The sequence below is a fragment of the Enterococcus sp. AZ191 genome, assembly GCF_051713845.1.
GTDB lineage: Bacteria > Bacillota > Bacilli > Lactobacillales > Enterococcaceae > Enterococcus_B > Enterococcus_B durans.
This window is the reverse complement of record NZ_JBIOQS010000002.1, coordinates 18299-42844: the sequence shown is the minus strand read 5'-3', so window position 1 is coordinate 42844 and position 24546 is coordinate 18299. Positions and strand designations below refer to the sequence as shown.

Annotated in this window: 26 protein-coding genes; 2 read left to right on the top strand and 24 right to left on the bottom strand. The window is 33.6% G+C overall.

The genetic code is table 11. The features are described from left to right. Window positions 1–18: 18 nt before the first annotated feature. The 18 genes from IGI47_RS13470 to IGI47_RS13385 form a co-directional block, all read right to left on the bottom strand. Window positions 19–207 carry a hypothetical protein gene (locus tag IGI47_RS13470; RefSeq protein WP_086325187.1) on the bottom strand — a complete coding sequence of 63 codons (189 nt, stop codon included), beginning with the start codon at window positions 205–207 and terminating at the stop codon, window positions 19–21. Between the two features lies 1 nt (window position 208). Beyond that, on the bottom strand, window positions 209–2761 hold the full coding sequence (locus IGI47_RS13465; RefSeq protein WP_438784500.1) for a trse protein: 2553 nt from the start codon (window positions 2759–2761) through the stop codon (window positions 209–211). Continuing rightward, on the bottom strand, window positions 2758–3132 hold the full coding sequence (locus IGI47_RS13460) for a DUF5592 family protein (protein ID WP_438784499.1): 375 nt from the start codon (window positions 3130–3132) through the stop codon (window positions 2758–2760). Before IGI47_RS13460 ends, IGI47_RS13465 begins: the two co-directional genes overlap by 4 nt. 48 nt (window positions 3133–3180) lie before the next feature. Further along, window positions 3181–5208 (bottom strand): pLS20_p028 family conjugation system transmembrane protein, encoded by a 2028-nt coding sequence (locus IGI47_RS13455; protein ID WP_438784498.1) that lies wholly within the window; start codon window positions 5206–5208, stop codon window positions 3181–3183. Next, entirely contained in the window at window positions 5205–7742 is a 2538-nt protein-coding gene (locus IGI47_RS13450; RefSeq protein WP_438784497.1) for a type IV secretory system conjugative DNA transfer family protein, read from the bottom strand. Before IGI47_RS13450 ends, IGI47_RS13455 begins: the two co-directional genes overlap by 4 nt. Further along, window positions 7739–8830 (bottom strand): hypothetical protein, encoded by a 1092-nt coding sequence (locus IGI47_RS13445; RefSeq protein ID WP_167592697.1) that lies wholly within the window; start codon window positions 8828–8830, stop codon window positions 7739–7741. Before IGI47_RS13445 ends, IGI47_RS13450 begins: the two co-directional genes overlap by 4 nt. 3 nt (window positions 8831–8833) lie before the next feature. Then, entirely contained in the window at window positions 8834–9169 is a 336-nt protein-coding gene (locus IGI47_RS13440; RefSeq protein ID WP_167592698.1) for a hypothetical protein, read from the bottom strand. Beyond that, window positions 9159–9365 (bottom strand): hypothetical protein, encoded by a 207-nt coding sequence (locus tag IGI47_RS13435; RefSeq protein ID WP_081123643.1) that lies wholly within the window; start codon window positions 9363–9365, stop codon window positions 9159–9161. Before IGI47_RS13435 ends, IGI47_RS13440 begins: the two co-directional genes overlap by 11 nt. A 1-nt stretch (window position 9366) precedes the next feature. After that, complete coding sequence (locus IGI47_RS13430) at window positions 9367–10206, bottom strand: hypothetical protein (RefSeq protein WP_438784496.1); 840 nt, start codon at window positions 10204–10206, stop codon at window positions 9367–9369. 539 nt (window positions 10207–10745) lie between these two features. Next, window positions 10746–10970, bottom strand: a complete 225-nt coding sequence (locus tag IGI47_RS13425; protein ID WP_438784495.1) for a hypothetical protein — start codon at window positions 10968–10970, stop codon at window positions 10746–10748. Between the two features lie 2 nt (window positions 10971–10972). Then, the gene (locus tag IGI47_RS13420) at window positions 10973–12583 is read right to left on the bottom strand and encodes an FIVAR domain-containing protein (RefSeq protein WP_167592701.1); all 1611 of its coding nucleotides are present in this window, start codon (window positions 12581–12583) and stop codon (window positions 10973–10975) included. Continuing rightward, on the bottom strand, window positions 12576–12965 hold the full coding sequence (locus IGI47_RS13415) for a hypothetical protein (RefSeq protein WP_438784494.1): 390 nt from the start codon (window positions 12963–12965) through the stop codon (window positions 12576–12578). Before IGI47_RS13415 ends, IGI47_RS13420 begins: the two co-directional genes overlap by 8 nt. Before the next feature lie 53 nt (window positions 12966–13018). Beyond that, the gene (locus tag IGI47_RS13410; protein ID WP_438784493.1) at window positions 13019–13108 is read right to left on the bottom strand and encodes a DUF3789 domain-containing protein; all 90 of its coding nucleotides are present in this window, start codon (window positions 13106–13108) and stop codon (window positions 13019–13021) included. Window positions 13109–13151: 43 nt separating this feature from the next. Continuing rightward, window positions 13152–14675, bottom strand: coding sequence for a peptidoglycan DD-metalloendopeptidase family protein (locus IGI47_RS13405; RefSeq protein WP_438784509.1), 1524 nt, complete (start codon window positions 14673–14675; stop codon window positions 13152–13154). A gap of 90 nt (window positions 14676–14765) precedes the next feature. Next, the gene (locus tag IGI47_RS13400) at window positions 14766–15764 is read right to left on the bottom strand and encodes a class A sortase (protein ID WP_438784492.1); all 999 of its coding nucleotides are present in this window, start codon (window positions 15762–15764) and stop codon (window positions 14766–14768) included. Next, window positions 15761–16402: a hypothetical protein gene (locus tag IGI47_RS13395; protein WP_438784491.1), complete on the bottom strand. Its 642-nt coding sequence runs from the start codon at window positions 16400–16402 to the stop codon at window positions 15761–15763. The genes IGI47_RS13400 and IGI47_RS13395 overlap by 4 nt, the downstream gene beginning before the upstream one ends. Window positions 16403–16482: 80 nt before the next feature. Then, window positions 16483–19305: a SpaA isopeptide-forming pilin-related protein gene (locus IGI47_RS13390; protein WP_438784490.1), complete on the bottom strand. Its 2823-nt coding sequence runs from the start codon at window positions 19303–19305 to the stop codon at window positions 16483–16485. A 218-nt stretch (window positions 19306–19523) separates the two neighbouring features. Next, on the bottom strand, window positions 19524–20327 hold the full coding sequence (locus IGI47_RS13385) for a LysM peptidoglycan-binding domain-containing protein (protein ID WP_438784489.1): 804 nt from the start codon (window positions 20325–20327) through the stop codon (window positions 19524–19526). Window positions 20328–20475: 148 nt separating this feature from the next. Between IGI47_RS13385 and IGI47_RS13380 the strand changes: the two genes are divergently transcribed. Together IGI47_RS13380 and IGI47_RS13375 are read left to right on the top strand one after the other, a co-directional pair. Then, a complete protein-coding gene (locus IGI47_RS13380) occupies window positions 20476–20715 on the top strand; it encodes a hypothetical protein (RefSeq protein WP_438784488.1) in 240 nt (79 codons plus the stop codon). 54 nt (window positions 20716–20769) lie between these two features. Further along, window positions 20770–21189 (top strand): hypothetical protein, encoded by a 420-nt coding sequence (locus IGI47_RS13375; RefSeq protein ID WP_438784487.1) that lies wholly within the window; start codon window positions 20770–20772, stop codon window positions 21187–21189. A 278-nt stretch (window positions 21190–21467) separates the two neighbouring features. On the opposite strand, the gene IGI47_RS13370 is transcribed toward IGI47_RS13375, so the two are convergent. The 6 genes from IGI47_RS13370 to IGI47_RS13345 form a co-directional block, all read right to left on the bottom strand. Then, the gene (locus IGI47_RS13370; protein ID WP_438784486.1) at window positions 21468–21719 is read right to left on the bottom strand and encodes an ASCH/PUA domain-containing protein; all 252 of its coding nucleotides are present in this window, start codon (window positions 21717–21719) and stop codon (window positions 21468–21470) included. A gap of 87 nt (window positions 21720–21806) precedes the next feature. Then, window positions 21807–21950: a hypothetical protein gene (locus IGI47_RS13365; RefSeq protein ID WP_167592709.1), complete on the bottom strand. Its 144-nt coding sequence runs from the start codon at window positions 21948–21950 to the stop codon at window positions 21807–21809. Window positions 21951–21972: 22 nt separating this feature from the next. Next, entirely contained in the window at window positions 21973–22149 is a 177-nt protein-coding gene (locus tag IGI47_RS13360) for an addiction module toxin RelE (protein ID WP_438784485.1), read from the bottom strand. 48 nt (window positions 22150–22197) lie between these two features. Then, window positions 22198–22416 (bottom strand): hypothetical protein, encoded by a 219-nt coding sequence (locus IGI47_RS13355; RefSeq protein WP_438784484.1) that lies wholly within the window; start codon window positions 22414–22416, stop codon window positions 22198–22200. A gap of 464 nt (window positions 22417–22880) precedes the next feature. After that, window positions 22881–23138, bottom strand: coding sequence for a hypothetical protein (locus IGI47_RS13350; RefSeq protein WP_438784483.1), 258 nt, complete (start codon window positions 23136–23138; stop codon window positions 22881–22883). A gap of 964 nt (window positions 23139–24102) precedes the next feature. Further along, a complete protein-coding gene (locus tag IGI47_RS13345) occupies window positions 24103–24408 on the bottom strand; it encodes a type III secretion system protein PrgN (protein WP_438784482.1) in 306 nt (101 codons plus the stop codon). Window positions 24409–24546 lie beyond the last annotated feature (138 nt).

Here is a 24546-nt window from a genome sequence, read left to right as displayed (position 1 = left end):
TCACTCCTTTAACACTTTTTAAGCAAAAGCTGAAAAAATTAAACGTAATAAAAAAATGAAAAGAACAACGAAGAAAAGTTTTTTGCTTCGTGTTCTTTCCATTTTTTCAACGGGTCTTCCCCAAGTAATCAGCTTTCCAAGATCAATCGCTTTTTTTACCCCTTTTTTTATCTTCTTTGATTTTAATTTTATTTTTGGAGTTGCCATATTATAATCCTCCATCGAATAATTTCTTTTCAATATCTGTTAAATCGAATTGAAATTTGATATTTTGTGCACCTTTAATATTTAAAAGAACATCTCTTTCTTCAAATTTCACAATATCATCAATATCATATTTACTTAACTGCGCACCAAATACCTTTTCTAAGAGGTTACGTGAAGATTCATCTTGTTTGAAAATAAAACGGTAAGTCGATAATTTAAATAGTTTAGAAACAACTGTTGATATAGCGCCCATACGCCCTGTATCAGGTGAGTAATCAGGAAATGCGTCTGAAATATCATGAAAGATATAAGTCTGTCCTATCAACAATTTACGCCCTTCTCGACTATATTTATCTAATTGATTAATCAGTTCTAAGTTACCTGTACGAATTGGATTATGAAATTCATCAGAAGTAATATTGGTATAAACGAGTTCATCGACTCTTTTTTGTTTTCGGTCAAATAAATATTTTTCCCTCTGCCCAACACGTACAGATTCACTGAAGGCTGCCGTATATAAGTTGTAGTATTGTGCATTGTAAGTAGAAGTATCACTTTTATTTAATTTATCCATATCAAACGTAACAAACTGTTTATCTTTAAAATCAAAAACAGATTTTTGATTGAAAATATCTCCTGCGTCAGAAATAAACGATTCCATACTTTCAATCAATTTATAAAGCTCTTTTTTTTCAAACGGTTCGGATTCTTCGTTATATCTTTTTTTAATATAAGTTAATAAATCACCATAGATAGGATATTGTTCAGGTTCATACTGTGTAATACGTTGAATATCCAAGCGGTTCTTATCGATATAGTCAAGATATCCCTCATTGAAATATCGTTTTGCCTTACTCATAGTGACACTATTATTCGGTAGATTCGACGCCATTCCAAAAACTAGACGCATTTTCACTAAATTTGTTTTAAAGGATTCTTCTTCCAACGTCTTTTTCGTTTGCGCATCTACTTCTGAAGCAAAAATTTGACAAGGATTCATCACTGCCTTTCTTCCATCTAAAAATGTTCCACCCATATATTCTGTTAATCGTTTCGTTTCATCAGACATATAAAAACCAAAATGATTGTTATTCATTTCAATCGCTTGTTTTGCCATCTTCTTGTCAGCAGTAGTTTTCCCGAAACCTTGACTTCCAATAATCATCGTAGAATATGATTTTCTAAGATTATCTTTATGGAATCGATTGAATGCGACAATTCCTGAACCATACAAGGGATAACCTGTATATAATCCATCAGGATCAATATGATTGGCGTAGTTGAATGCATAGCTTGCAGCTAGAGCCGTTCCTTTGATTTCTTTCCCCTTTCGCCTTACAAACTCATGTCCTCGTTTATGAGAAACAAAAGTAGCCTTAAACTGGCGTTCATGTTCATCTAAAAAACAAGACGCTTGAAATTGCGATTTTTTCAATTTACGGTGTACTTCTTGTTCTCTAGCGTCTAATTCTTCAATAGTAGATTCACAAAGAATATAACGAACATGAATTTCTTTTAACAATTCTGTAGAATCAAGCACATGTTCGACTGTATCATTTAATTTTTGATATTCTTTGATTGCTTTCTTCCTAGAAATCTTATCTTTGGAACTCTCTATACGATCTTCATATTCTCCCAAGCTACGATTTAAATTTTGTTCTACCATCGGATTAGAAATATCAATCGTATGAATATCCACAGTAGTTGTGACATTCTTCATTAAAAAAACTCTTTCTCCCCAAAAATTAGGATTATTTTTAGGTCGATAAACAGTTAAATTTAACGTGCGTATATAGCCGTCTGAAATTTGCAAATCCTTAGAAGAACATGGACGAATCCCTCCTAATGGTTGAATTTGTCCAATAAAAATGGGATCATACCCTTTTTTATCGACAATTTTTTGAATCGCAGGATCTCGTCCTGTTTTATCAGTTTGTTGATAGGGAATCCCTAAAGGCAACGGTGATAATGGATTATATCTTCGAAAAAGCAACTTGATTTTCTGCGCCAGCGTCATTGGTAATACTCGAAAATTTTGACTCTGAGCAGTTCTTATCTCCTGGTCAACTTCTTCTAAAGATTCCTCATCTTCGCCAAAAACTTGAAGATACACCGTATCAATCAGACGATTGTTATCTAAATATTCTAAGGTTTCCAATGATTTTTTTTGTTCATTTTGAACAGATTTAGGAACTGCACGCATTTTGAATCGCCGTTTCGCATAATCAATATTTTCAGACATATCTAATGGAAAACTCGTAAATATAAATTTGATATCTGAATGAATAGATCGTAAAAATTGCAAAAAGCTATCTAGGGCTTCTTGCTGTTGTTTTAAGCTCCCTCTTCGAGCAGAAGCGTCCTCAATTCGATAAAAATTCGTTACTCCTTTATCCAGTGCAATACAATCTTCAGAAATCATTCTACGAAAAGGCAAAAATTTCAAAACCGTTTTTTCATTCTTTATTTTTTTTACTTTGTTTTTTTCTTTTCTTTCCTTTTTAGTTTCTGGTTCATGTACTGGCTCTGCAAGTAATTTATCGGCATCAATCACAAATAGTCCTCCCCTTCAATCATTGAATCTTCTTTTGCTGCTTCTTCTTCCGTTCCCATGACCATATCAATTCGTTCTTCCACATTGAAATCAATCCGGTCAATCGAATGATAGGTTTCTCGATTATTTGTTAGGATAAAATATAAACGATGGTAATTTTTCAATTGCTTATTTCCAAAACTAGGAAATATCCAAAAAATCCCCATCAAATTCACAAAAAGAAAAGCGAAAGTACTTAGTGGTCGATAAGTTCTTTCTTGTAAACCAGTCGCTAACTGAAAAATAATAAACATACAAACGGCATCTTGAGCTAAAATTTTCCCTACAAATTTTGCTTTTGTAAAAATTTCTTCTTGAATGTCATGTCGCAAATTCTTTCACCTCAAATAAAAAAAGAGAGAATATCATACGATCCTCTCTTACTCATTATGATTGTCATTTTCTTGATTTTTCCTTTCTTTTAACCAGTCACGTACATCTTGTCCAAATTCCTTATTTCTATTGTATCTATCCACCTGTTGACCAATATAACTTTTCCCATGATTTTCATATTTTGAACGATAAATTACTTGGTTCATACGTTTCTTAAATGGATTAGGAGTTTCTGTAGATGTCGTATTTGTATCTTGTGAATCAGAAACTGAAAACTCATTTTTATTTGTTAAATTTGAAGAGTCTGATTGGTTAGAATGAGACGAATCATTCGCTCTATTCCTATTTGGATCAGAATTTTCTATTTTATTTTGGTTGTTTTTTGAAGTAGTTTTATCATTTTCAATGTCATCTTCTTGATTAGTTGAAGAAGTAAATCCATTGTTCTTATCTGACTCATTTTTATTTTTTTGTTCATCAACCGTCTCTTCAGTATCTGGAGACTCAGAAAAATCATTTGTAGTGTTTTTAGGCTCTTCTTCATTTAAAGTATCTTCATCAGTCTCCTTATCTTGGATATTCCCTAAAGACTCGTCCTCTGATACATTGTCATTTTCGTTATTTTCATCTGGCATATTTTCTGATGAATCACCATTATCTTCAGATTCTTCATTTACCGAGTCGTGAGTATCCATTTCGTTTTCCTCTGTTTCAGTAGTTTCGTTTGATTCGTTTTCTGGTTTTTCATCATTTTCGTGATTCGTTTCTGGATCTTGCTCATTTTCTTCTTTATGATTTTTTTCCTCTTCCATTTCAGAGTTCACACCGTTATCTTCGCTATTCTTCTTTCCATCAGAAAATAGACCTGAGAGTAATCCAGCGGTACGAACAGTGCTATTAGCTACACCTTCTACTGTTCCTTTCGCTAAATCAGTTGAACCTTTAATAGCTTTTGCACCACCTGCTGTCATTAAAAATGCACCAGCAGTTGATAACCCTGCATCAATTCCTAATGTTTTCTGAATAATCGCTGGGCCATCATAAATAAACCATGCACCTGCAATTAATCCAAAAATCTTAGTTAAATAAGAGACATCTGGTTGTTGAAAAATATACGTATTCCAGTTGATAAACACGTAATACATCGTAAAAATAGATAGCAATAAAATAAAGCCTCCTAAGAGACTCATCAATGCCATTTTTAATTTCTTGATATCTCGAATACTAAAAAAGGCAATCACATTTGCCCAAATATAATCAAACGCCATTTCGATAGAGACACGACAAGCTCTTAAAATGGAAATAATCATCGCAAAACTTAATGCTAATAACGTACCAATAGTAGCTACCCAATCGACACGCCATCGATAATACGTTTCTGCAAAAAGTTTTTTCATAATCTTTTTGAAAATCCCACCGCCACCATCTTCTAGTTCAACCACTTCTTTTCCTTCTCCCCCTTTTTTATCAATCAATTTATTTTTTAAGGGGGCTCCATTATCCCCATCTGGAGCTTCTAATACTTTTTCGTTAATATCAAAATTATCTCGATCTTTTAAATAATTGGGAGGATCTGGAGTAGTGGTTGTCCATCCATTATCTGCTAAAACATAGACATCGGTCAGACTGTCTTTAAATGTTTTAAATCCTAATTCTCCTTGTTCTACCTTTAAAGAATCTGTTGTAGAATTGACAATCTTAATGCCATCTCTCATCATGCCTGGTAACATCAAAGTAATAATCAACATCATTAAAAAATTTAGTGGTACTTCTCTTGTTTCGGAAGTTTTCCCAAAAAATAAAACAGCACCAATTAATAATATGCTGATTCCTAAACCAAATTTTTGAAAGTTCCCCAATGTACCAAATAACCCTTTGTCTCCCATAGATTCCGTATTGTAAAAACCTAAAAATTTGATCGTTTCATACATAATTCCACTGATATGATCCACTATCCAAAGTAAAATAGAGACAATCCAATCTAAAATCGATCGTCCAATATCTCTAAGCAGCCCACTAATATGGAGGTAATCATTAAACTTGGTTAGAATATCTAATAGCTGTTCATTACTCATAAATGACCACCTTTCCACTCTTTAAATTGTTGAATACACAAGTTCAATAATTTTTCGTCTCCATTGGACACTAAGAATGAAAACAAGGAATCTAATGTTCCTTCTGCCACAATTTGATTAAATTCATTAAATGCTTCTGGAATATTAAAAAGAGAACCTTTCACTAGCTGACGAATTTTCCGAACCTGATCCTTTGAAAAAACCTCAGAGATACTCCGTTTACGAATCTCTTCATGATAAATTTTTTCTAATGATCTCGCCTTCTTTTCCTTCATGTTTAATTCTTTTTGTTCTTGTGTACCTAAATCCTTAATTGATTGAATAGCCATTGGCGTTTCCTCCCTTCTCTTTGGTTTTTGGTAAATCGGAAGATCGGGAATATTTTTTTCTTCCTCTACCCTATATTCTTGATTTTCTTCAGGTTCTAATGACCAAGCTAAATCTTTTAACTCCACTGCCATAAATTCATTATTAACAGGTATTTCATCCCATGAAACTTTTTCCATTTTCCGAAATTCATAAAAGGGAATCATATGGGTATCATTCTGACGTGTATTATAAATCGGATACTGATAAATTGGATTTCCTTGTAAATCAGTATGTTTATTTCCTCGCAAAATAATCGATTCCCCAATTTGTGTTCGTTCTAATTCAAAAGAAGCCATCAAATCAATTCTTTCAGAACTTTCTGTTTCTGTTGATTCAATAGACAACGGGCTTCTATGCCTTGTTTTAGAGTAATTCGAGCGTTTACCCAAACGTCCTGCAATATATTGATTGGTTTTATCTGAAGCTGTACGAATATAGGTCAGAATCCCTGTACTACCAATAATCGTATCTTTCGTATCTTCACTATAAAGCATGGATAATTGTTGTAAATCTTGTAATACCAAATGTAAAAACAAGTGTCGACTTAATCCAGACGTCCATTTTCTTGATAAATCTCGAATCGGAACACCTAAGTTTCCCCCTTCTTCTAAAATAAAGTGAACATCACGATAACATTGCGATGAAGTTTCTAAATTACAACGATTGAGTAATACTTGATAAATTTGGTCGAGATACATCACACCTAAATCATTATTAGAAGAATCTGCGTCACTCATCACAATGAAAACTGCGGTTGGCTGTTCTCGGTCAAATCCTATCAATTCCATATCAAATCCGTCATCAAAAGCTGTCATTTTCGCATTGGCAGACATAATAAAAGGCTCTAAGTCGCCGTCAAAATGAGTAATAATATTTCCTAACGTGACATGAGCAGGAGCAGAAGCCATGATTGCGTCATAAAACCGAGCTGCGGGGTGTTCTCTAGGTAATTCTCCAAAAAATACATCTAGTTCACTTTTTCCATCATAGGTAGCTAAAAGCTTCGCTAAATGTTCTTCCGAAGTCGCATACTTTTTCAAAAAATCATGACTTTTTTCCTTAATGCGTCGTTTTTGCATTTCATTTACTACTGTATAAATCGTGTAAGGATTAACTTTTAATGTTTCACCGTGATCATATTCTTGATCTGCTAATGCCATACCTACTGATTTAAATAAATTACGACAAGCTTTCGTCCAAAAACCACCATCTTTTCCCTCATTTACTTCTTTAAAATACATATGAGCAATTTGACTAATCATTTTTTCTGCATTTGCCAATTGCTTTTCTGCTTGAATAGAAAGATTCAGTGCCTGATCTTCAAGCCCTTTTTCTTTTTCTTGAATGGATTCTTCCCTTAAACGTTTATAATGCTTATAATAATGATTAAAGACCCCTAAAACTGGCATTGGATCAGAGTAAAACTGATTGACCGTATTTGCTACTCTTATACGATAACCACGTCTTTTTAGCGTTCTATACCATTTTCGAGGTTCGTCTCCTTTAGTAGCTGTCATCACAAAAGAAGCACGATTAGCAATCAGTCTAGCTCTTGTTAAGATATCAATGAAAGGATCAACAAAATAAATTCCTTTCCCTTGTCGTGTCCCTGCCAATGTAATAGAGTCCGAATCACTAGTGTCTACATAATAATAAAAGCGATTCAATCGTCTATCTTCTTCTGTTTGCGGTTTCCTTCCCACAGGATAACCAGGTTTACCATCAAAAAAGTCATCCTTGTCAGTATTCATATGAACAGGTACAAGCTCGTATTGTTTGTCCATATTTTCTACTGTTTCAAATTGCATTGTGCCTTGAACAAGGTCTTCTTCTAATGGGCGAAACGAGGTATATAGCTGATAGCTCACTTTGGCTAATACAGCAATATCAATGACAGATAAAATCATATACAGTAAAAGGTTAGAAAAAATGGAGTGAATAATTCTTATCTTCCAAAGTGAAAGTACCTCAAAATCCCATAAAGATTGACTGGTTAGCGCAAAGAAATTTTCTACAAGCCACACTTCTAAAATCAGTAAACAAAAATATGCAATAACCGATCCACTAATCAGCAATTTTTTATTCGATAAAAAGCGTAGTGGATTTTGTTTTCCTTTTTGATAATTTTTTTTCTGTGATTTACTCACTTCTTTTTTTCGCTTCATGAGCTTTCACTTTCCTCTATACCTAAATTTTTAAATTTACGTTCCCAAATTTCTTGATTGGTCGTGTCTTTTTCTGATTTATAATAGTCAACCATTTCTTTATAAATAGATGCTGTGTCAATCAGTTCTTCTAGGTTTTTATCCTTTAGCTGATTTTGTATTTCTTTTGCAGCATTAATATCTTGGTCTTGTAAATAAGCAATTGCTATTTTTTTGGATAATGTTTTACTTTGAATCTGTTTGTTAATTAACTCTGCTTCTTTTTTATTACCCAGTTCTAAAAATGCAATAGCTAACATCATTTTTCGTTCATCAGTCAAACGAGAAACATCTGCTTTTACTACTTTCTCCCATTCTTGATGATTAAACGCCAATTCAAATGACCCTATTTCCGTTGGATATTTTGCTTCATATTCTTCTAATTTTTTAAAAGCATGATTTTGAGCTAAAAAGTCCGCAATCTCTTCTTGACGTGAAGGAACTTTTTTCGCAATTTCTAAATAGTTATCCAATGTAATTTCTGTCTCTTTATTAAAATGGTCGCCAGATACAATGGTTTGATTACTTTTATCCTCATTGAACAAAGTCTTTTTCACTCCAATTCCTATACCTAAAACTAAAAAGAAGAAAAGAAAAATAAGACCAATGCGTTTCAGCATTGGTCTCATTTTTTCTGAATGAAATTCTACTTTCTTTAATTTAGGGAAAGAAATCTTAGGATACTCTCTCTTGATTACTTTTGAACTTGAATTACTTTTGAGATTAGAATTATCAGCTTCAGAAATTGGCTCATCATGTATAGCTTGCCAAATCTCGTCTTTTTTTAATTCTGTAATGCTTTTATTTTTAACTAATAATTCTAACTTTTCTTTTAAATCTTCTTCAAAAGTCTGTAAATGTTTCTTTTTATGATAGGTTCCTTGATAAATCGGCTCTCCTTCCACGATTAATAGCTGAAACTTAATGTATTCTCCAGCTTTCATTGCTTCAGTGATTTCAAGAAACTCTTCATAGGAAAATAAGGTCATTGGCGGTTGATTTTCAAAAACAGAGATATTCGTCGTTAGAATCTCCACTTCCACAGCCATCATCTATCCTCCAATCCAGCCCCATACTGTATTTCGAATCCAATCGAAGTTTACAATGATAACTGATCCTACAAATGCACCAAATGCAAGACGTTTTGCCCATTGGGCAATCTCCATTCCAAAAAAACGGCAAGCCCCATAAATTAACAGAACAATCCCTAAACCAATATTAGCATAATTTTTGAACTCACCGCCTAACCCTGTTTCAACTTCTTTTAACGTTCCTTGTACATCAGCAAACACAGGATAAGCTTGAGAAAAATCTACCCATGCTAAACCTAAAAACATTTGAAGAGAAGCTATCAAACGTTTCACTCGCTCGTTTATTTTATTTACCATATGATGTTCCTCCTTGATTATTTTGTCTTCTTTTAATTTCTTTATCGATAATCTCATCAATACATTCCATATTTTCATTGAGATAAAGCTCATGTTGTTGGTTCAACCACGTGTCGTAATCAACATTTTTTAGTGTCATAATTTGTTGTACACGTTTTTTTAACATGTTTTGTTCTGATTTTGTTTTTTTTGCCATTTTATCTCTCCTGATTCGTTTCATGTATTATTTTAGGGGTTATTAATTTGAATGGAACTTCTAAGCGTAACAAGAAATCTCGCTCATGAAAGAAATATTTTGTAGGAACTCGTTTAACATAGTGTTTTTTGACCCCATATTCTTCATAGCGATAGCCATGTACTTGAAATGTCTGATTTAATTCCAGTTGAGGTTTAACAACAACGTAATAATCAAAATCAAAGAGCATTTCTAATCGTGTTTGTATGGATACGACAATTTCACTATCTAATTCCCATAAAGCTATTTTTTCATTTTCAGCTTCTTCTTGAGTAGAAAAACTTTTTATCCACGCTTTTTGAGAAGAGTTCCATTGATACCCTGATCGATAAAGTTTCCCTTTGATTGAATAACTATTTTTTACTACTACATATAGTGGAATTTCAGACTGTTCAATATTCCATGTTGAAAATTCTCCACAATTTTCAACGATATCATTAATACATCCTGTTCCTGCTAATTCGATCAATTCATCTAATGAAAAAAAGCTACTTGATATAGCAGCTTCCATTAATTCTTGATAAATTGGATAAACTCCTTTGGAGTCGTCAAACAGTTCATTATTAATTTCTTCAATGTGACAAGCTAAGCAATATAAACCTGTTAAACATTGTTCAATTGGTTTTCTAGTTAAATTATTGATCTCTATTGTTCGTTCAAAAGAATGATAACGACCATTTCTTGATTTTAATTCCTTTAATAGAACTGAAATCAAAAAATATTTATATGCTTCAGCATTTTCAAAGATTCGATCAATAATCTCTATAAACGCTGTTTTTATCGCTAATTCTTTTTCGTTCATAAAAAATCCTTTCTGGTGGTGCTCTCACCCAATAGTTCTTCATATTATTCTCCGTAACAAAAAAAGCATAAATCCTAAGATCTATGCTTTACTTTGAATAGTCGATTCACTATTCTACTGATTTTTAATTTCATTTGCCTTACAGCAGGCAAATAAATACCTAAAACAGAAAAACTAAAAAAGATATAAGTGATTCTAGCAAGTAGTGAAACCTCAAAAAAATTCACCAGATTCGCTAGAATAAATGATATAGAAAAGAAAAAATAAACCGTTTGACATTTCAAACTTGTCTTAAAAATAAAACGTCTCTCTACAAGTATAGTCAGCAATAGAAAAACTAAAAAGAAAAGAGAAAAACAATTACTTATTCCATTCATTTTCTTCTGCTCCTTTAACAGTCACTCTCATGACTTCTGATTCTACAGTTGGACTTTGAAAGCCTGTAGTAATTTTTAAAGGATATGGTGACCATTTAACTTTATAAATGAAAATAGTCACTTCCTCTGTTTTTCCGAAATACCAAGAAAAAAAGCAATACACTATAGAATTGCTACAAGTAGGTATAACATTGTCTCCACAATTTCTTGCAATGTAATGCCGTTTACATTTGATAGTTGGAAACTAATCATCGGAAGTTCTTTCAGTTGTTGCCAACCCAAATAACAGCAATAAAAATAACTAGCCACTAAACTTAGTTTAAGCAAGGCAAGTAGCCATTTTCTCATCACAAAAAATTGATACTGCCACTTCCAGTCCGTATACATTCTCACACCTCTTTTTCAATTAGTGCATTCTTAGCACCTTCAAGTGCTTTTAGGGCTTCATTTACTTGTTCTTGTGTAGCATTTTCATTGCTAAACACACTATTAGCAGTTTTTAAAGTTTCTTGTAACTCAGCCCATGATTCCGGTGTATATTTTTCTTCTTGAAGTGCCGAAACTGTATCAATCATTGATTTCAAAGCTGTTTTATCTGCCTTTTTCACTAAATTTTGTTTTGCTTGGTTTAAATCCTCGATTTGTTTTTGTACTTCTTCTTGCGTGACACCTTCTTTTTTAGCCAATTCTTTTGATTGATTTAGGATAATTTCAAATGACATAAAAGAGTCACTCGTATAGTCTTCAGACTTCAGAGAATCACATTCTTCAATCAAACGATTTAAATAGACTAAGCTTAAATCTGGTTCATCAATTTTCTTCAATGAATCAAATGTACTCTTGAGATTGTTATATGCTTGATTGACATCTTCTTGAGTAGCATCTTTATTGTTCAAGACAGCTTCACTCTCACCAATTGCTTCATCTAACGCTTGAAGAGATTCAACAGTATAAATTGGTCGATCGACTTGTTTCGCCCTTTCTAACAATGACTGTAACTCCGTTTTATCTCCACGTTTTACTAATTGATCCATCGCATGATTTAATTCAGAGACTTGGGTATCTACATCTTGTTGTGTCAGTTCTGGTTCATTATATACAGCTAATGCTTGCGCATATACTCGATTAAAGACTTCGACTGAAGCAGTAGTATATAGTTCTAAATTAATCGACTGTGCTTTTTCAATTGCTTCAGCTAATGAAGCTTTATTTCCTTTAGGAACTAATGAATCAATCGCTTGTTGAATACGCATAGTTTGAGCATTTACTTCGCTTTGACTAGAATTTTGAGCATTTAGCATTTGTTGTCCAATACTGATTTCTGTTTGTAAAGCTTGATAGCTAGCAGATAGATAAGCTGAACCATCAATATTTTCAGCATAAAAAAGAACCTGTTGTAATGCTTGATAATCAACTACTTCCACTGGTGGTACAGGTGTAGGGTTAGGTTCTGGTTGTGGATTATCTGGCTTCACAATTGGTTCTTCTATTGGTTTATTGGATTCAATTTTATCATTTGACTGCTTATCATTCTCTACTTTATTGATTATTGGCTTTGTATCATCCTTTTTAGAAAGACTGTTTACCCAATTCATACCGGTAGAATTTAATAAGTTTTCTCTTGCTTCTTCTTGTTTTTTAGCTTCCTCTTTCTTGTTAGATAAAACTTGTGAAACATGAGAGATTTCTTGTAATTCTTGACGTGTTAAATTAGGAGAACTACTTTCAGTAGAATAACTAATTCCTGCCCTATCATATAGATTAGAAACTGATTCTTCGGTACTATTTTCAGATTTAGTAGTTTCTTTTCCCTTATTTTTCTTCGTTTCTTTATTTCTAGTTGTTTTCTTTTCTGATTTCTTTACAATACTAGAACTGGTTGGCTCTTTTGTATCTTGTTCAGCAGAACAACCTTTCAATAAAGCTACTGAACACAAACTAACCATTGCAATACCTATGACACTGCCACCAATAAATTTAGTTCTTTGTTCTTTATTCATTACACTCTTCCTTTCTAATATATTTATTTACTTCTTCAGTAAATTTGCTTCGATCAATCCCAAAATTTAATGCCCCACTCCTTGACTGAAGAACCCTCAATATAGGAATTTCTTGAACAATCCTTCTCTCATTATTTAAAATACATAATTTCTTAATGTATCGAGCATTTGGCAATTGGTTTTGATAAAATCGTTTTTTTTTGATTATTTTTTCTGGCAAACAATAACAATATTCAGATTCGATTACACCGCTCTTTCCTTTTCTCATTTTTCTTGAAACACGAGATTTGATAATATCTTTCCTATAGACAGTAAAAATTAAGTCCTTTTCTTTTAATACAAGATCCCTCACAGGATATAAATTCGATTCTTGGTTGTTCAAATTAAAACTTCCTCCTAAAATTAGATAAATCTATTTTTTTATTCTCTTTTAAATTATTGATCTTCTTGCTTTCCTGCAACTAATAATGCCTTTATTCCTATTCCAAACACAGCATCCACAAATAGACCTGCATAAAATAGCATATGAATCCCTTTCTTCATGGCAATATAAAAATAGCCTTATTCCTTAGAATAAGACTGTTTCTGGATCAACCAATTGTGATTGGTTTAAACTATAATCTAAACAAAGTTCAAGGTGTAAATGACTACCTGTGCTGTTCCCAGTAGAACCAACATAACCAATAATCTGCCCTTGTTTTACTTTGTCACCAACTTTGACTTGGTATTCTTGTTGGTGGGCGTATAAAGCCGTTGTACCGTCTTCATGCTCAATAGCTACATAATTCCCCCAAGAAGGATGAAACTCGGCTTTAACGACTGTTCCTGCTTTGCTAGCGTAGATTGGCTCGCCTTGTGGTGCTGCCAAGTCTAGTCCTCGATGAAATTCTGCTCCACGATTACCAAATGAGCTAGATTTCGTGTAATTTTTTAATGGTACGATGTATCCTTCTTTACTTAATTGTGGTCCTGATACTTCTTTATCATAAGTCGTTAATTCGTAGGTTTCGATTAAGCCATTCAATTTTTTATCGTAACTAGTATCTGTGGCATAACGTCCTGTCAAAAATTTCGTTGCTTCTTGATAGGTTTTCGCATTCGTTTTCCAAACCCCATCGTAAAAATGACTATTTCCTGTTAAGCCCTCTTTTAATAGTTGAGCATAGTCATTTAAACTTTCTTCGTAGTTCTCATACTGTCTAAAAGTGGCTTGGGTAGCATAGAGTGTTCCGTCCCCTAAATCTTCTTGTGTCGCAAAAGAGACACCTTTTCCATTATGTGTGCCTTTGATTCCAAATAAATTGTAATTCGGTGCTTGGGCTAATTGACTTTGACCACTTGCTGATTCTAAAATCGCCTGAGCAATCATGACTGAAGCATACAAATCATTTTCTTGTCCAATTTTACGAGCAGATTCACCAATTTTACGAATAAAACTTTCTACAGACTCGTCTTTTTCAAAATGAATATTCCCTTCGTTATCCTGTTTGCTAGAAGGGACTAATTCTTGAATGGGCTCAGTTGGTGCTTGATGATAAGCTTTTGACTCTTCTTGCATAGTTGGTTGAGCTTGTGCCTTTGTTTCTACTTTGAGTTGCACATTTTGTTCAGTTGTTGAAGGCTGTGTCGCAACTGGTTGTGAAGGAGTGACTTCCGCAGGTTTCGGTGGTTGCGTTGCTCCATGATTATCCGATTCACTCGGTTTTGTGGTTGGCTGTTCCACAGGCTTCGTTTCTGAAGGCTTCGTCGTATCTTGCGTATTATTTTCTGGTTGACTAGAGTCTGTCGTACCAGGAGTAGTTGTTTCTGGTTTTGACTCTGTTGTCTGTGAACTATCTGTCGTAGAATCAGTAGATTGATCTGTTGATTCACTTGGTTTTTGTTCAGGTTGTTCAATGGAAGAATCAGTTGTGGTTTCTTCCTTAGTTGTATCTGTACTATCTGTTATAGAATGGTCAGCATTCACTGTCGTTGATTGTTCTGTCGCTATATTTGATGGTTTTTCGTCTGCTAATACTTGTAAGGGTGTCGTGACTAACAGTTGAGATAATACAACCGTTGACGTTAATATAGAAAATTTTCTCTTTTTCAACACTTCTAATTCCCTTCTGTCTATTTTTTATAAGATAAAAAATTTTTTTGAAGATTTTGTAAAAAAAGAATAAAATCTTTCAATAAAAAATCATTCTACTCTGATTTTCCACTGGAAAGTACTGAATAACACCAACAGATAAACGACTGAAGCTGTTATTAGCACATACATATCATTGCATTCTTTGACTAACCAAATACAATATTTTTCAAAAGAAGAATACACTTCTTTTTCTTCCTTCAATGTATTCATTTCTTTGCTTTTCTTTACTGATTGGTTCGTATGCTCGTCTGAAGTAATGTCATGATTCGACACTGTATCCATCGAATTTGACACAATTGTATTGTCCACTTGTTTTTGATCTTGAACAACAGAAACAAGTCCTAATTTCTCTTTTAACTCATTATTTGCTTCACTTGCAGGATAAGAAGAAACAAACGTTCCTTGAACCACTGCTCGTTGAGTCGTATTTAATCCACCTTCGCAGCGAATAAAAGTAATAAGCGGTGTTTCTTCTGCTTTCGGCTCATCTAATACTTCTCCTTCTGATTGATTCATTACTTGATTCTTCGTTACTCGGTACTCATAAATATTGGCAAAATCAGTCGCATAAATTAAAGAACCTTCTGAAGTCTGACGAAGATTCTTTAACGCACCACCACCTTGCACAAGGTTATGAGCTAATAATACATAATTTCCTTTTCCTAGTCGTTGTTCTGCCCGATAAGTTCCAACACCAACCATTAAATTTTCGTTGCTCATACCAGCCAAAATTTTGGTTTGAATAGACGAACTCGGAATATACACCGCACCGATTCCCCATTGGTTCACAAGATCCTCATAGTGTAACTGAGCTTCTGCAAATTCTTCCGCATGAACAGGCTGAATTAACAGTGGATTAAAAGAAGCTTTCGCATTTTTACTTTCTTGCTTTTTTTCTACTTGTTCTTCCTGCTGGATTGGCGAACGCAAAAATTGACTACGATTGTCTGACTTTTGCAAAAGAAAATAGCCATAAGCAGTCGATCCTACAATAAAAAAACCAAATAATACCCAGCTAATCAAAAAAGATTTTCGCCATTTATTCATGAATCATCACTCTTTTCTCTAAGCGACTGATTTTTAGTAAAGTATTCTGTAAATACTTGTTGGATCTCAACCTGCGAAGAAATTGTCCCAGCTTCTGTTGCTTGTAAAATATCCTGAAACAATACTCTGGATTCTTCTAAAAACACAAGAAAATGAGCTTTTAGCACACTTCCATCTTCAATCAGAATATAATCTATACCATATTCACTATTGACAAATTCCTGCTTTGCTTGTTCCAACGACTCCTGATTTTCAGAAACAAATTGAGTAAAATCAATGAAATGATACTCATGTTTCCCTTCTAAGACTTCCTTGATATAATCACTTCTTCGCTTAATTCGTTTGAGGTATTCTTCTACACAAACTAAATAGCGTTGATAGTGATACATATATCCTTGAATATTTTTTTGATAAGGAATAGAAACTTTTGATAGATCAATTGCATCTAATAACTGATAATTGATTCTCATCGTCTCTAATTCTGTCGTATAAACTTCTATTGTTTTGACAGGAGCATTAGAAGTGTTTAAGTGGTAAAGTAATAGTTCATTTGAAGTCAATGAATAATGAAGCACATTTAAAAGAAGATTTTTCGTTTGAGAACTGTAAATTTTGCGTTCATTTATTGTTCTTGTCATATTGATTTGCCCACCTTTGTAAACAAACTTTACAAAATAGAAAAAGCTAAACGCCTTTTCAGACGTTTAGCCTAAGTGGTTTATTTATTTACACGTTGTTTTTTTGTGTAAACAAAAGTACCTACTGTAATTACCATTACTGCAGCAAATACACCAAATACCATCGCACCATTCAATTCACCTGAAGTTTGTGGAATGCTTGCTTTAGCAACTTGTTGAGTAGGTGTACTTGTTGGTGTGTTTGTTTTGTTTGAAACAACTGGTTTCACTGTTTGATCTTTATTAGTTAAATCATTGTGTTCTGCCACTTTTTTGCCAGTTTCGTCGTAAAGCTCTTCTGTCCACACATAGCTTGTGTTTTCATCGTCTTTTGACGTATCTACCAATGTATCGATCACTTCTTTTTCATTTTCTGCTTGAGCGACAAAATCTTTATCTGTTTCAAATACAACTTGTGCTTTTTCGTAGTTTCCGTTTTGGATTCTCCAAAGTTTGATTTTTAGATTGTATTTGTCATCTTTAATCAAGTTATCCAAGAAAATGTCATCGTGCATTGGTGTATCTTTTGCTGGCGTGAATGTTTTTTCACCATTGACAGTCGCTAAAGTACGGATTGTTGGTACTTTAACCAAGTTATTTGTGATAAATAATTTGCTCAATTGAATCACATTTAAACCGTTATTGATTGTATCTTCTGAAACAGTTAAGACTTTTAAAGGTTCTTTTTGACCTTTTTCCGTCACAGTAAACGTATATTCACGTTTTTCTGCGTCAAAATCAGAAGTAATTGTTAATGGTTTGATGATTTTATATCCTTCTGGCGCTTTTACTTCTGTTAATTCATAGTCACCATAAGGAATATTTTCAAATGCAAAGTAACCATCGTAACCGTCTTTATTTGTCACTGTTTTGGTGCTGATTGTTTCACCTTTTGTGTCATTGATTGGTGTTAATTTGAACTCAATGCCGTTATAACCAGATTTTGTGCTACCTGATTTAGATTCAACATACTTAAAGCCATCTAACGTAAATTTCACGACATTTTCTTTAGAAACAGATTCTGTCGCAATCACTTGTGTGTCTTGATCTTTATATGTGATTTCAAATTCGCGTTTTGTATTATCAAGTTGATACCCTTCAGGCGCTTTTGTTTCTTTCCAGTAATATTTTCCTAATGCTAAGTGTTTAACACTTGCTTTTTGAAGCTTGTCAGTCATTTCAAAGGCGATATTATCACCTTCTAATTTGTTTCCTTCCATATATTCTGGTTTAAACGCTTCTGACCATTTCACTGGAGTTCCGTCTTCGTGGAATAATCCGTATTGCGCACCATTAAATGTTGCTTGTCCTTGTGTTTCTGAACCTGTTTCAGCGTCAATTTTTGTTAATACAGTTGATCCTGTCACTTCTTGGTTTGTACCTTCAGTATTTTTTATAATAACCGCAGTTGTTTGGTTCGCATATTCGATTTTTACTGTTACTGGTTTGAATGTGTTCGCAAAACCGTTAGAAGCTGTTTTTTCAGTCACTACATAAGTGCCTAAAGGCAATTCTTTATTTGTTTCTGCATGTCCATTAACATCCGTTGTAACTGTTGCGACAACTCTTCCGCTTGTGTCATTTTCATGAATTTCAAACACATTTCCTGCTAGAGAATAGTTACCATTCCACATATCTTTACCAGATTCGACACCTGATTTTTCGATAATGATTTGCCCTTTTGCTTGTTTATTGCGTTGTGTCAATGTGATTGTTTGACCTGCGACAATATCACCTTCTACTACATCAGAATCACCAATAACTGATCCTAATACATAAGGAGCAGGTACAGCAGTCTCAGTTGCTTTAACATGAACACCATTTAACACTTTAATTTTTGGTGATACTCCATTTTCGTCAGTAGTTACTTCTGTTTGAGTTGGTGCAGTTGAACCTGCTGGAAGATTACTATATTCTAATTTGAATGTTGTACCTGGTACTGGATTCCCTGTTTCTTTGTCGATTTTTTTGATTTGAAATTCGCCAAATGTCTTGATATTGAATTTTACTGAATACGAAGCTGGATCATCTGTTGATGGAATAAATACGCGCTGTGATCCTTGTTTTTCTAATGCGATTGGCGTTCCTTCCATAAATGATCTTTTATAAGCAATTGTACCATTTTGAATATTAGGATCAGTCGGTGTGACAGTCACAGATTTTCCATCTGGAGCAATTGTCCAATTTACTTTCGCAGTATTTGAAACTTGTGTTTCAAATGAATTTAAATTGACCGAAGAAGTTAATGTTTTAGATTCACCATAAGTTAAGTCAATCGTTTTCCCATTAAACTCTGGACGTTGATTATACTCCTCGATTTTTTTATATAACAATGCTTTTCGTTGTGCATAATTAGGGATACGAGGAATATCATTGACATGTATCCCATAAGGTAACAATTCCCAAATAACCGACTGGGTAACAATACGATCATTTTCATTCGTGTCTCCACTAATACCTAAATCTGGATTATTCCAGATAATCGAAGCAATCTTAGCATCACGAGGAACATCATTTGCAGCTACAGCCTGATAACCAGGATTATCACTAGAAATAAATGGTACACCTGGTTGAATACAAAACGTCATGATATCAATACCACCATCATCTGGTTTGACTGCCATTGGCGCAGTAGCATCACTCCATGCTTGCCCATTACGTGTTCCATACATCATATAGACATTACTAGTATCGTAATAAACATTCCCTGTTTCTCCTGGCTTCATGGTAAATGCCTCTGGCACAGCTGCCTGAACATTTCCACTGCCAAAACCAATCCCCACAATACTACATACTAAAAAGAGTGCCATCATTATAGGCTTAGATTGAATAAATTTTTTCAACCAATTATTTATTTTTTTCACTGAGTAATTCCCTCCTAAAAAGTTAATAAAAAAAGACACCAAAAAGATTTTTTAGCGTCTTAAAAACAAGATTAAAATGATTTGATATAAACTTTCTTAAATACGATGAGTAATACCCATAAAAAGCGTAATGAGCCAGTTTCGTCACCCTCATCACCTCCTAAAAAAATAAAAAACTCACAAAAAATATTTTTGTGAGTTTTACTTTACTAATTTAACTATTTTACTTCCCAAGAAGTTGTACCATAAGAACTAGAACTAATGCCTTGCATTAACAAATTATCTGCATAGCTATCAATCCAAGCTCTTGCTTCTTCTTGTGTATCAAATATGTGTTGCCCTTCTACAATGTTATATTTAGGATCATCAAAATCACCCCAAACAGTGTATTTCATTTTAACTGGTTCATCTGGATTTGATGGTGTTGTTTGTCCTCCGCCAGTATTTCCACCTGTCGAACCATTTTGGTTACCATTGTTATCTGGTTGCGTTGGTGTTTGTGTTGCGCCACCATTGTTTTCTGGTGTGCTTGGCGTTGTTGTTCCAGTATTTCCAGTTGTTTGACCACCAGCTTGTGTGTTCCCTGCTACTGTGTTGTCAGTTGAAGGTGTTGTTGAATTTTGAATTGCTGAATTAGTTGTATCTTGTACTTGTTGTCCAACTGGTTGGTTTGCAACAACTTTATCTTCATTTTGGATTACTGATTGTGCAACTGTTTCACCATTACTGTTTTGAATAGTTGCTACATTTCCATCAAAAACTAATTTATTGCCTGCATAGATTAAATCTACATTCGCAATTTTGTTCATATCTGCTAATTTTTGTACTGAAATATTTGTTGCTTGGCTGATTCCGCTTAATGTATCACCCCAAACAATAGTATATTCATTACCCTTCATGTCTGCTTTGATTTGTTCCACTGTACGTGGTGTCCATTCTGCTGCGTCTACTTTCTCGTGAACTGTTGCTAACGTAACCCCACCAACTGTAACTCCAATAGCTAACACTTTCATTAATTTCATATTTTATTCCTTCTTTCTTTTTAATATTTATTTGTTTTATCTACAAAAATATAGTATCAAAGTTAATACCTTTTTGTCAACTATATTTTTGATTTTTTTCTTGATTTCTGATATATTAAAGTTAACACCTATTGAAAGGAGTGTTCTCATGTATAATTTGATTGATCAGAAAAAATGGATTGAAGAAAATTTACTTAATAGAAAACAAGCTTCAAAAATAACTGGTCAAAGCCATGCTGCATTTTCTCGTGCTATTCAGTTAGGGAGAATTAAACCTTTTATTGAAATAGGCGACGAACCTGGTCCTACACTTATTCGGTTATATTTAAAAGACGAAATAGAAGCCTACGCAGCAAGTTTACAAGCTAAAAAGCAGAAACAACAATAAGTCGTTTCTGCTTCTTTAATGAAAAAACAATTTTATTATGGAGAATAACTATTTATGAAGAAAAAATCCCTCATAATATTATCACTCAGTATCGTACTGATATCTGTACTTATCATTGCTTTTTCTCTTTTTAGAAAAACAGAAACAAGTAGTTCCACAACCACAACAATTTCTAGCAGTGTGATTAGTGATTCTAATTATCCTTCGCTAAGCGAATTAAAAGCCCTTCAAGGTGCTGATATTCAAATTTTGGGGAAGACTCAAATCACAATGGTATTATTTCAAAATAAAAATCTTGCTGTCCTTTCCCCTGAATCTGGAGAAGAAGTCCAGTTGCCAATAAAAGTAACTGACAAAGAGAAAAATTTATTTGAAATTTCAGAATTGAAATACGCTTCTAAATCATTGAAAATAGGGGATACTTTTGGCTTAGCCAAAAAAGAGAATACCTATTTCGCATATAAAGAAAAATGAGCATAGTTTCATTTCTAATTATAACAATTTTCGTTCTAATGTTACGCTTTCATTCATAAAAGATCATTTTGAACTCATAATCGTATAAGATCTTACGAGGGGCTTGCCCTCGTAAGATCTTATATGAAAAGAAAGAAGTAAAAATGAAATTAATAAACAAATTGGTCGTCTTCCATGAGTTCCTTATACCTTGTCAAAAGATAAACATCACAAACCCTTTGTAATCCTAACGTTGAAAAGAAACTTTAATGGTGTGTTTTCCCCATCGGCTATTCGGATCATAATTTTTCATTTTCTAATTCTCCTACTCTAATACTCAATACAACATACCCATTTTTCTGCATATAATCTATTATATACGTAATTTCAGATTGACATGACTTACCTGTAAAGCCATCTTTATTCCATTCTTTTAGAATTAACTGATCACCAACTTGAAAATCACGATCATTCTTGCGAATCTCAAACTGCTTACGTCCGTTAACAACTGCTTCAAAATATACAGGTAATATTTTTAGTTCATGAGTCATACTTTTTTTCTTTTCATTTTTGCTCTTCTTGTAAATTGAACTTCCGACTAAACCCATCGACTAAAGAGCGATAATTATAACTTGTTCTCATGCAATCCCCTCTTTTCCAGGAAGAACAAGAAGTACTAATGGCTCAAAGATTTTTTTCGCAAGAATCCATTCATTGGCTTCTTTTTTACTTGAACAGGAATAATACACACGTCCGGTATATTTCCCCATAACCTTTACCATAGGCATTCACTCCTTCTCTTAATTAATTGTCTCGAAATGCTTTACGTATAACATATTCGTTATCGATTATTCGCTCTAAAGAGTCACAAGGATAAATTCTCTTATTGCTTTTCTTTTGATCTTCTTTGACGATCCACTGAAGTTTTTGGATCGTTTCTTCACTGATCGCAATCTTAATTCTTTTTTTCTTTGTTCCCATCAGGTGTCCCCTTCTCTATTAGCAGGTGTCCCCTCTACTTTTCTAAACCTAAGCAGTTCTTAGTTTTAATATTCGTACAACCTGCCCGTTTTGAGTGACATAATTTGGAGGAATCGCCTGACTTCTTGATAATTCAGCCAGCAACTGGCGATAACGCCTTTCTGACCACTTATGTTTCCTCTTTTGCAGAGAAACATATTCAGCCATTGAAATTTCCTTGCGTTTTCTAGATTCTAAAAAACAAATTAATCGTTGAATTTCCGTCATTGAAAACCCTCCTGTTAAAAATTTCTCTTGTTTACAAATAAAAAATAGTGTTTCGTTGTTAGGTAAAACGATAACCTGGCATGTTAGGTAAATGCTCAACCTGTGAACCGTAAATTGCTCGAAATACTCAAAGTATCAGAAATCCTTCTGCTAACAGATAGTTGTCAAAGCAACCCTTACCTGCGCTACTCATTCCTCTACAACTTACTTCCACAAAATCATCCTAAAGGTTCACTACGTCTTCAGGTACTGTCCTTCCAAACACGACCGTAGATTAGACAGCGAGAATATCTACGACTGGTAAGAAAACATTCATATCTCCTTCTAAATCTTTACACCTCCTCATTTAGAAACCAGACGGTTTTCTTACACCCTTAAACTGTGTTCTTTTTATTCAGTTTTCAAAGATCAAAGTGTTCACAAGTAAAGAGATTTACTTGCAAACAAGAAAAATCTTTCCGTTCTTACATGTGTTTTATCCTGTAGGGTTTCTCCAAAAACAAGAGTCCTTCTTGTTTCTTTTTACGTTTTGCAATCACTTGATGATTCACGCCTACAACCGTTCGAGTCGAACGATAAAGCAAGAAAATTGGTCGGATTTGCTTGGTTTGACGATTAATAAACCGTCCGTCCCCTAGGTTAGCCCAAACGCTGTTGTTATATAGCTTGATCGTAATTGCTTGACGCTTCAGATCCTCTACTGTACAAAATCTTCCAAACATGTTTAAACTCCTTTTTAAGCGTTATTGCTCAACTTGTTGTCGAACAATGTAGAACTCAACAAAAAAGAGAGAGACTAACTACTACCTCTAAAGAAGCAATAACAGTCTCTCTCTTTATGCCACAAGGTTTTCCTTACAACAGAAGAATAATATACGCACTATATCTAATAAAATTAGATACACTACTCCATAAATTTTCAATAAAACTAATACAAGTATAAGATACATGATTGTTCATTACTACAAATTTATGGTATTATTGTTCACGTTGCAGGAAACCCTGCGGCAAAAAGGAGCAGCACCGTTATCTACACCTTAACGGTCGGGGTAGAAATCTATGACCTTTGAAAGAGTTGGCGCTCTTTCTCAGCGAGATTTCTAAACCACTCCTTTTTTTGTTGGGCTCTACATTGCACAGCAACACAGCAACAAAAAAAGTATATTTACTTTTAAATTCATTTTAATTTGAAAATTTCTAAAAAAACGATAACATATTCATTCACAATCTGCAAATAAATTTATCATTTTATTTTTTTACTTCCAAAAAGTCGATAAAAACAGGCTTTCGCCCTCCTTTACTCACAAAATCATTTACTCATGAATAAATTTGAACAGCTGCTCGATCAATTGACAAACTAAGTATTGCATATTTATTTTCGTTTGAAAACCCAAAAAACCTTAAATATTTGACGAAATTTTGCAAAATATTTATGTTAATTTTTTATTAAGTCTACTTGACAAACGATAATAAAGCGTTTTTTTTGTAAAAATCTTTACAAAAACAGCATATCATAAAAATGAAACGGGAACAAGTGTTTGCTTTTGCTCTATTTGATTCTCTCATCTACGATTTTGAAACCAAAATCAACGATTATGATTTAACCTAATCAATTTCTAATCACTATTTGTGATGAAATAAACAATACTCCTTGTAACATTTGTAATATCTAAAATTTATTTAAAATCAATCTAAGCGTTTTTTCACTTTCTTCCCCTTCTTAAACCCTACACGTTCACGATAACGATAATAGTCTTCTTGTAACTTCAGCAATTCCTCATAAATCTTCCCCATATTCCGACTAGAAGCTAAAGACAAAGCATAAATAAACGACGCAGGCAACGTCTCTACTGAACGCTCCCTTGTTACCCAACTAGCCACAGTCCCCTGGTTGAAACCATAAAGCTCACAAAACTGCTCCACGGGCATACCTAAATACCTCAAAATATACACATTTACCGCATGAGAATACACATACAACTTCATAGACATAAAAACTCCTCCTTCAGATAGCCATACATCATTACATACGTAATAATAGCATATAACTAGCAAATTAAAGAAAAACAGTAAAAGACCAAGAGATACCCGAAGATATAACTAAACAAACGAAGAGAACCTCTAGAAGTA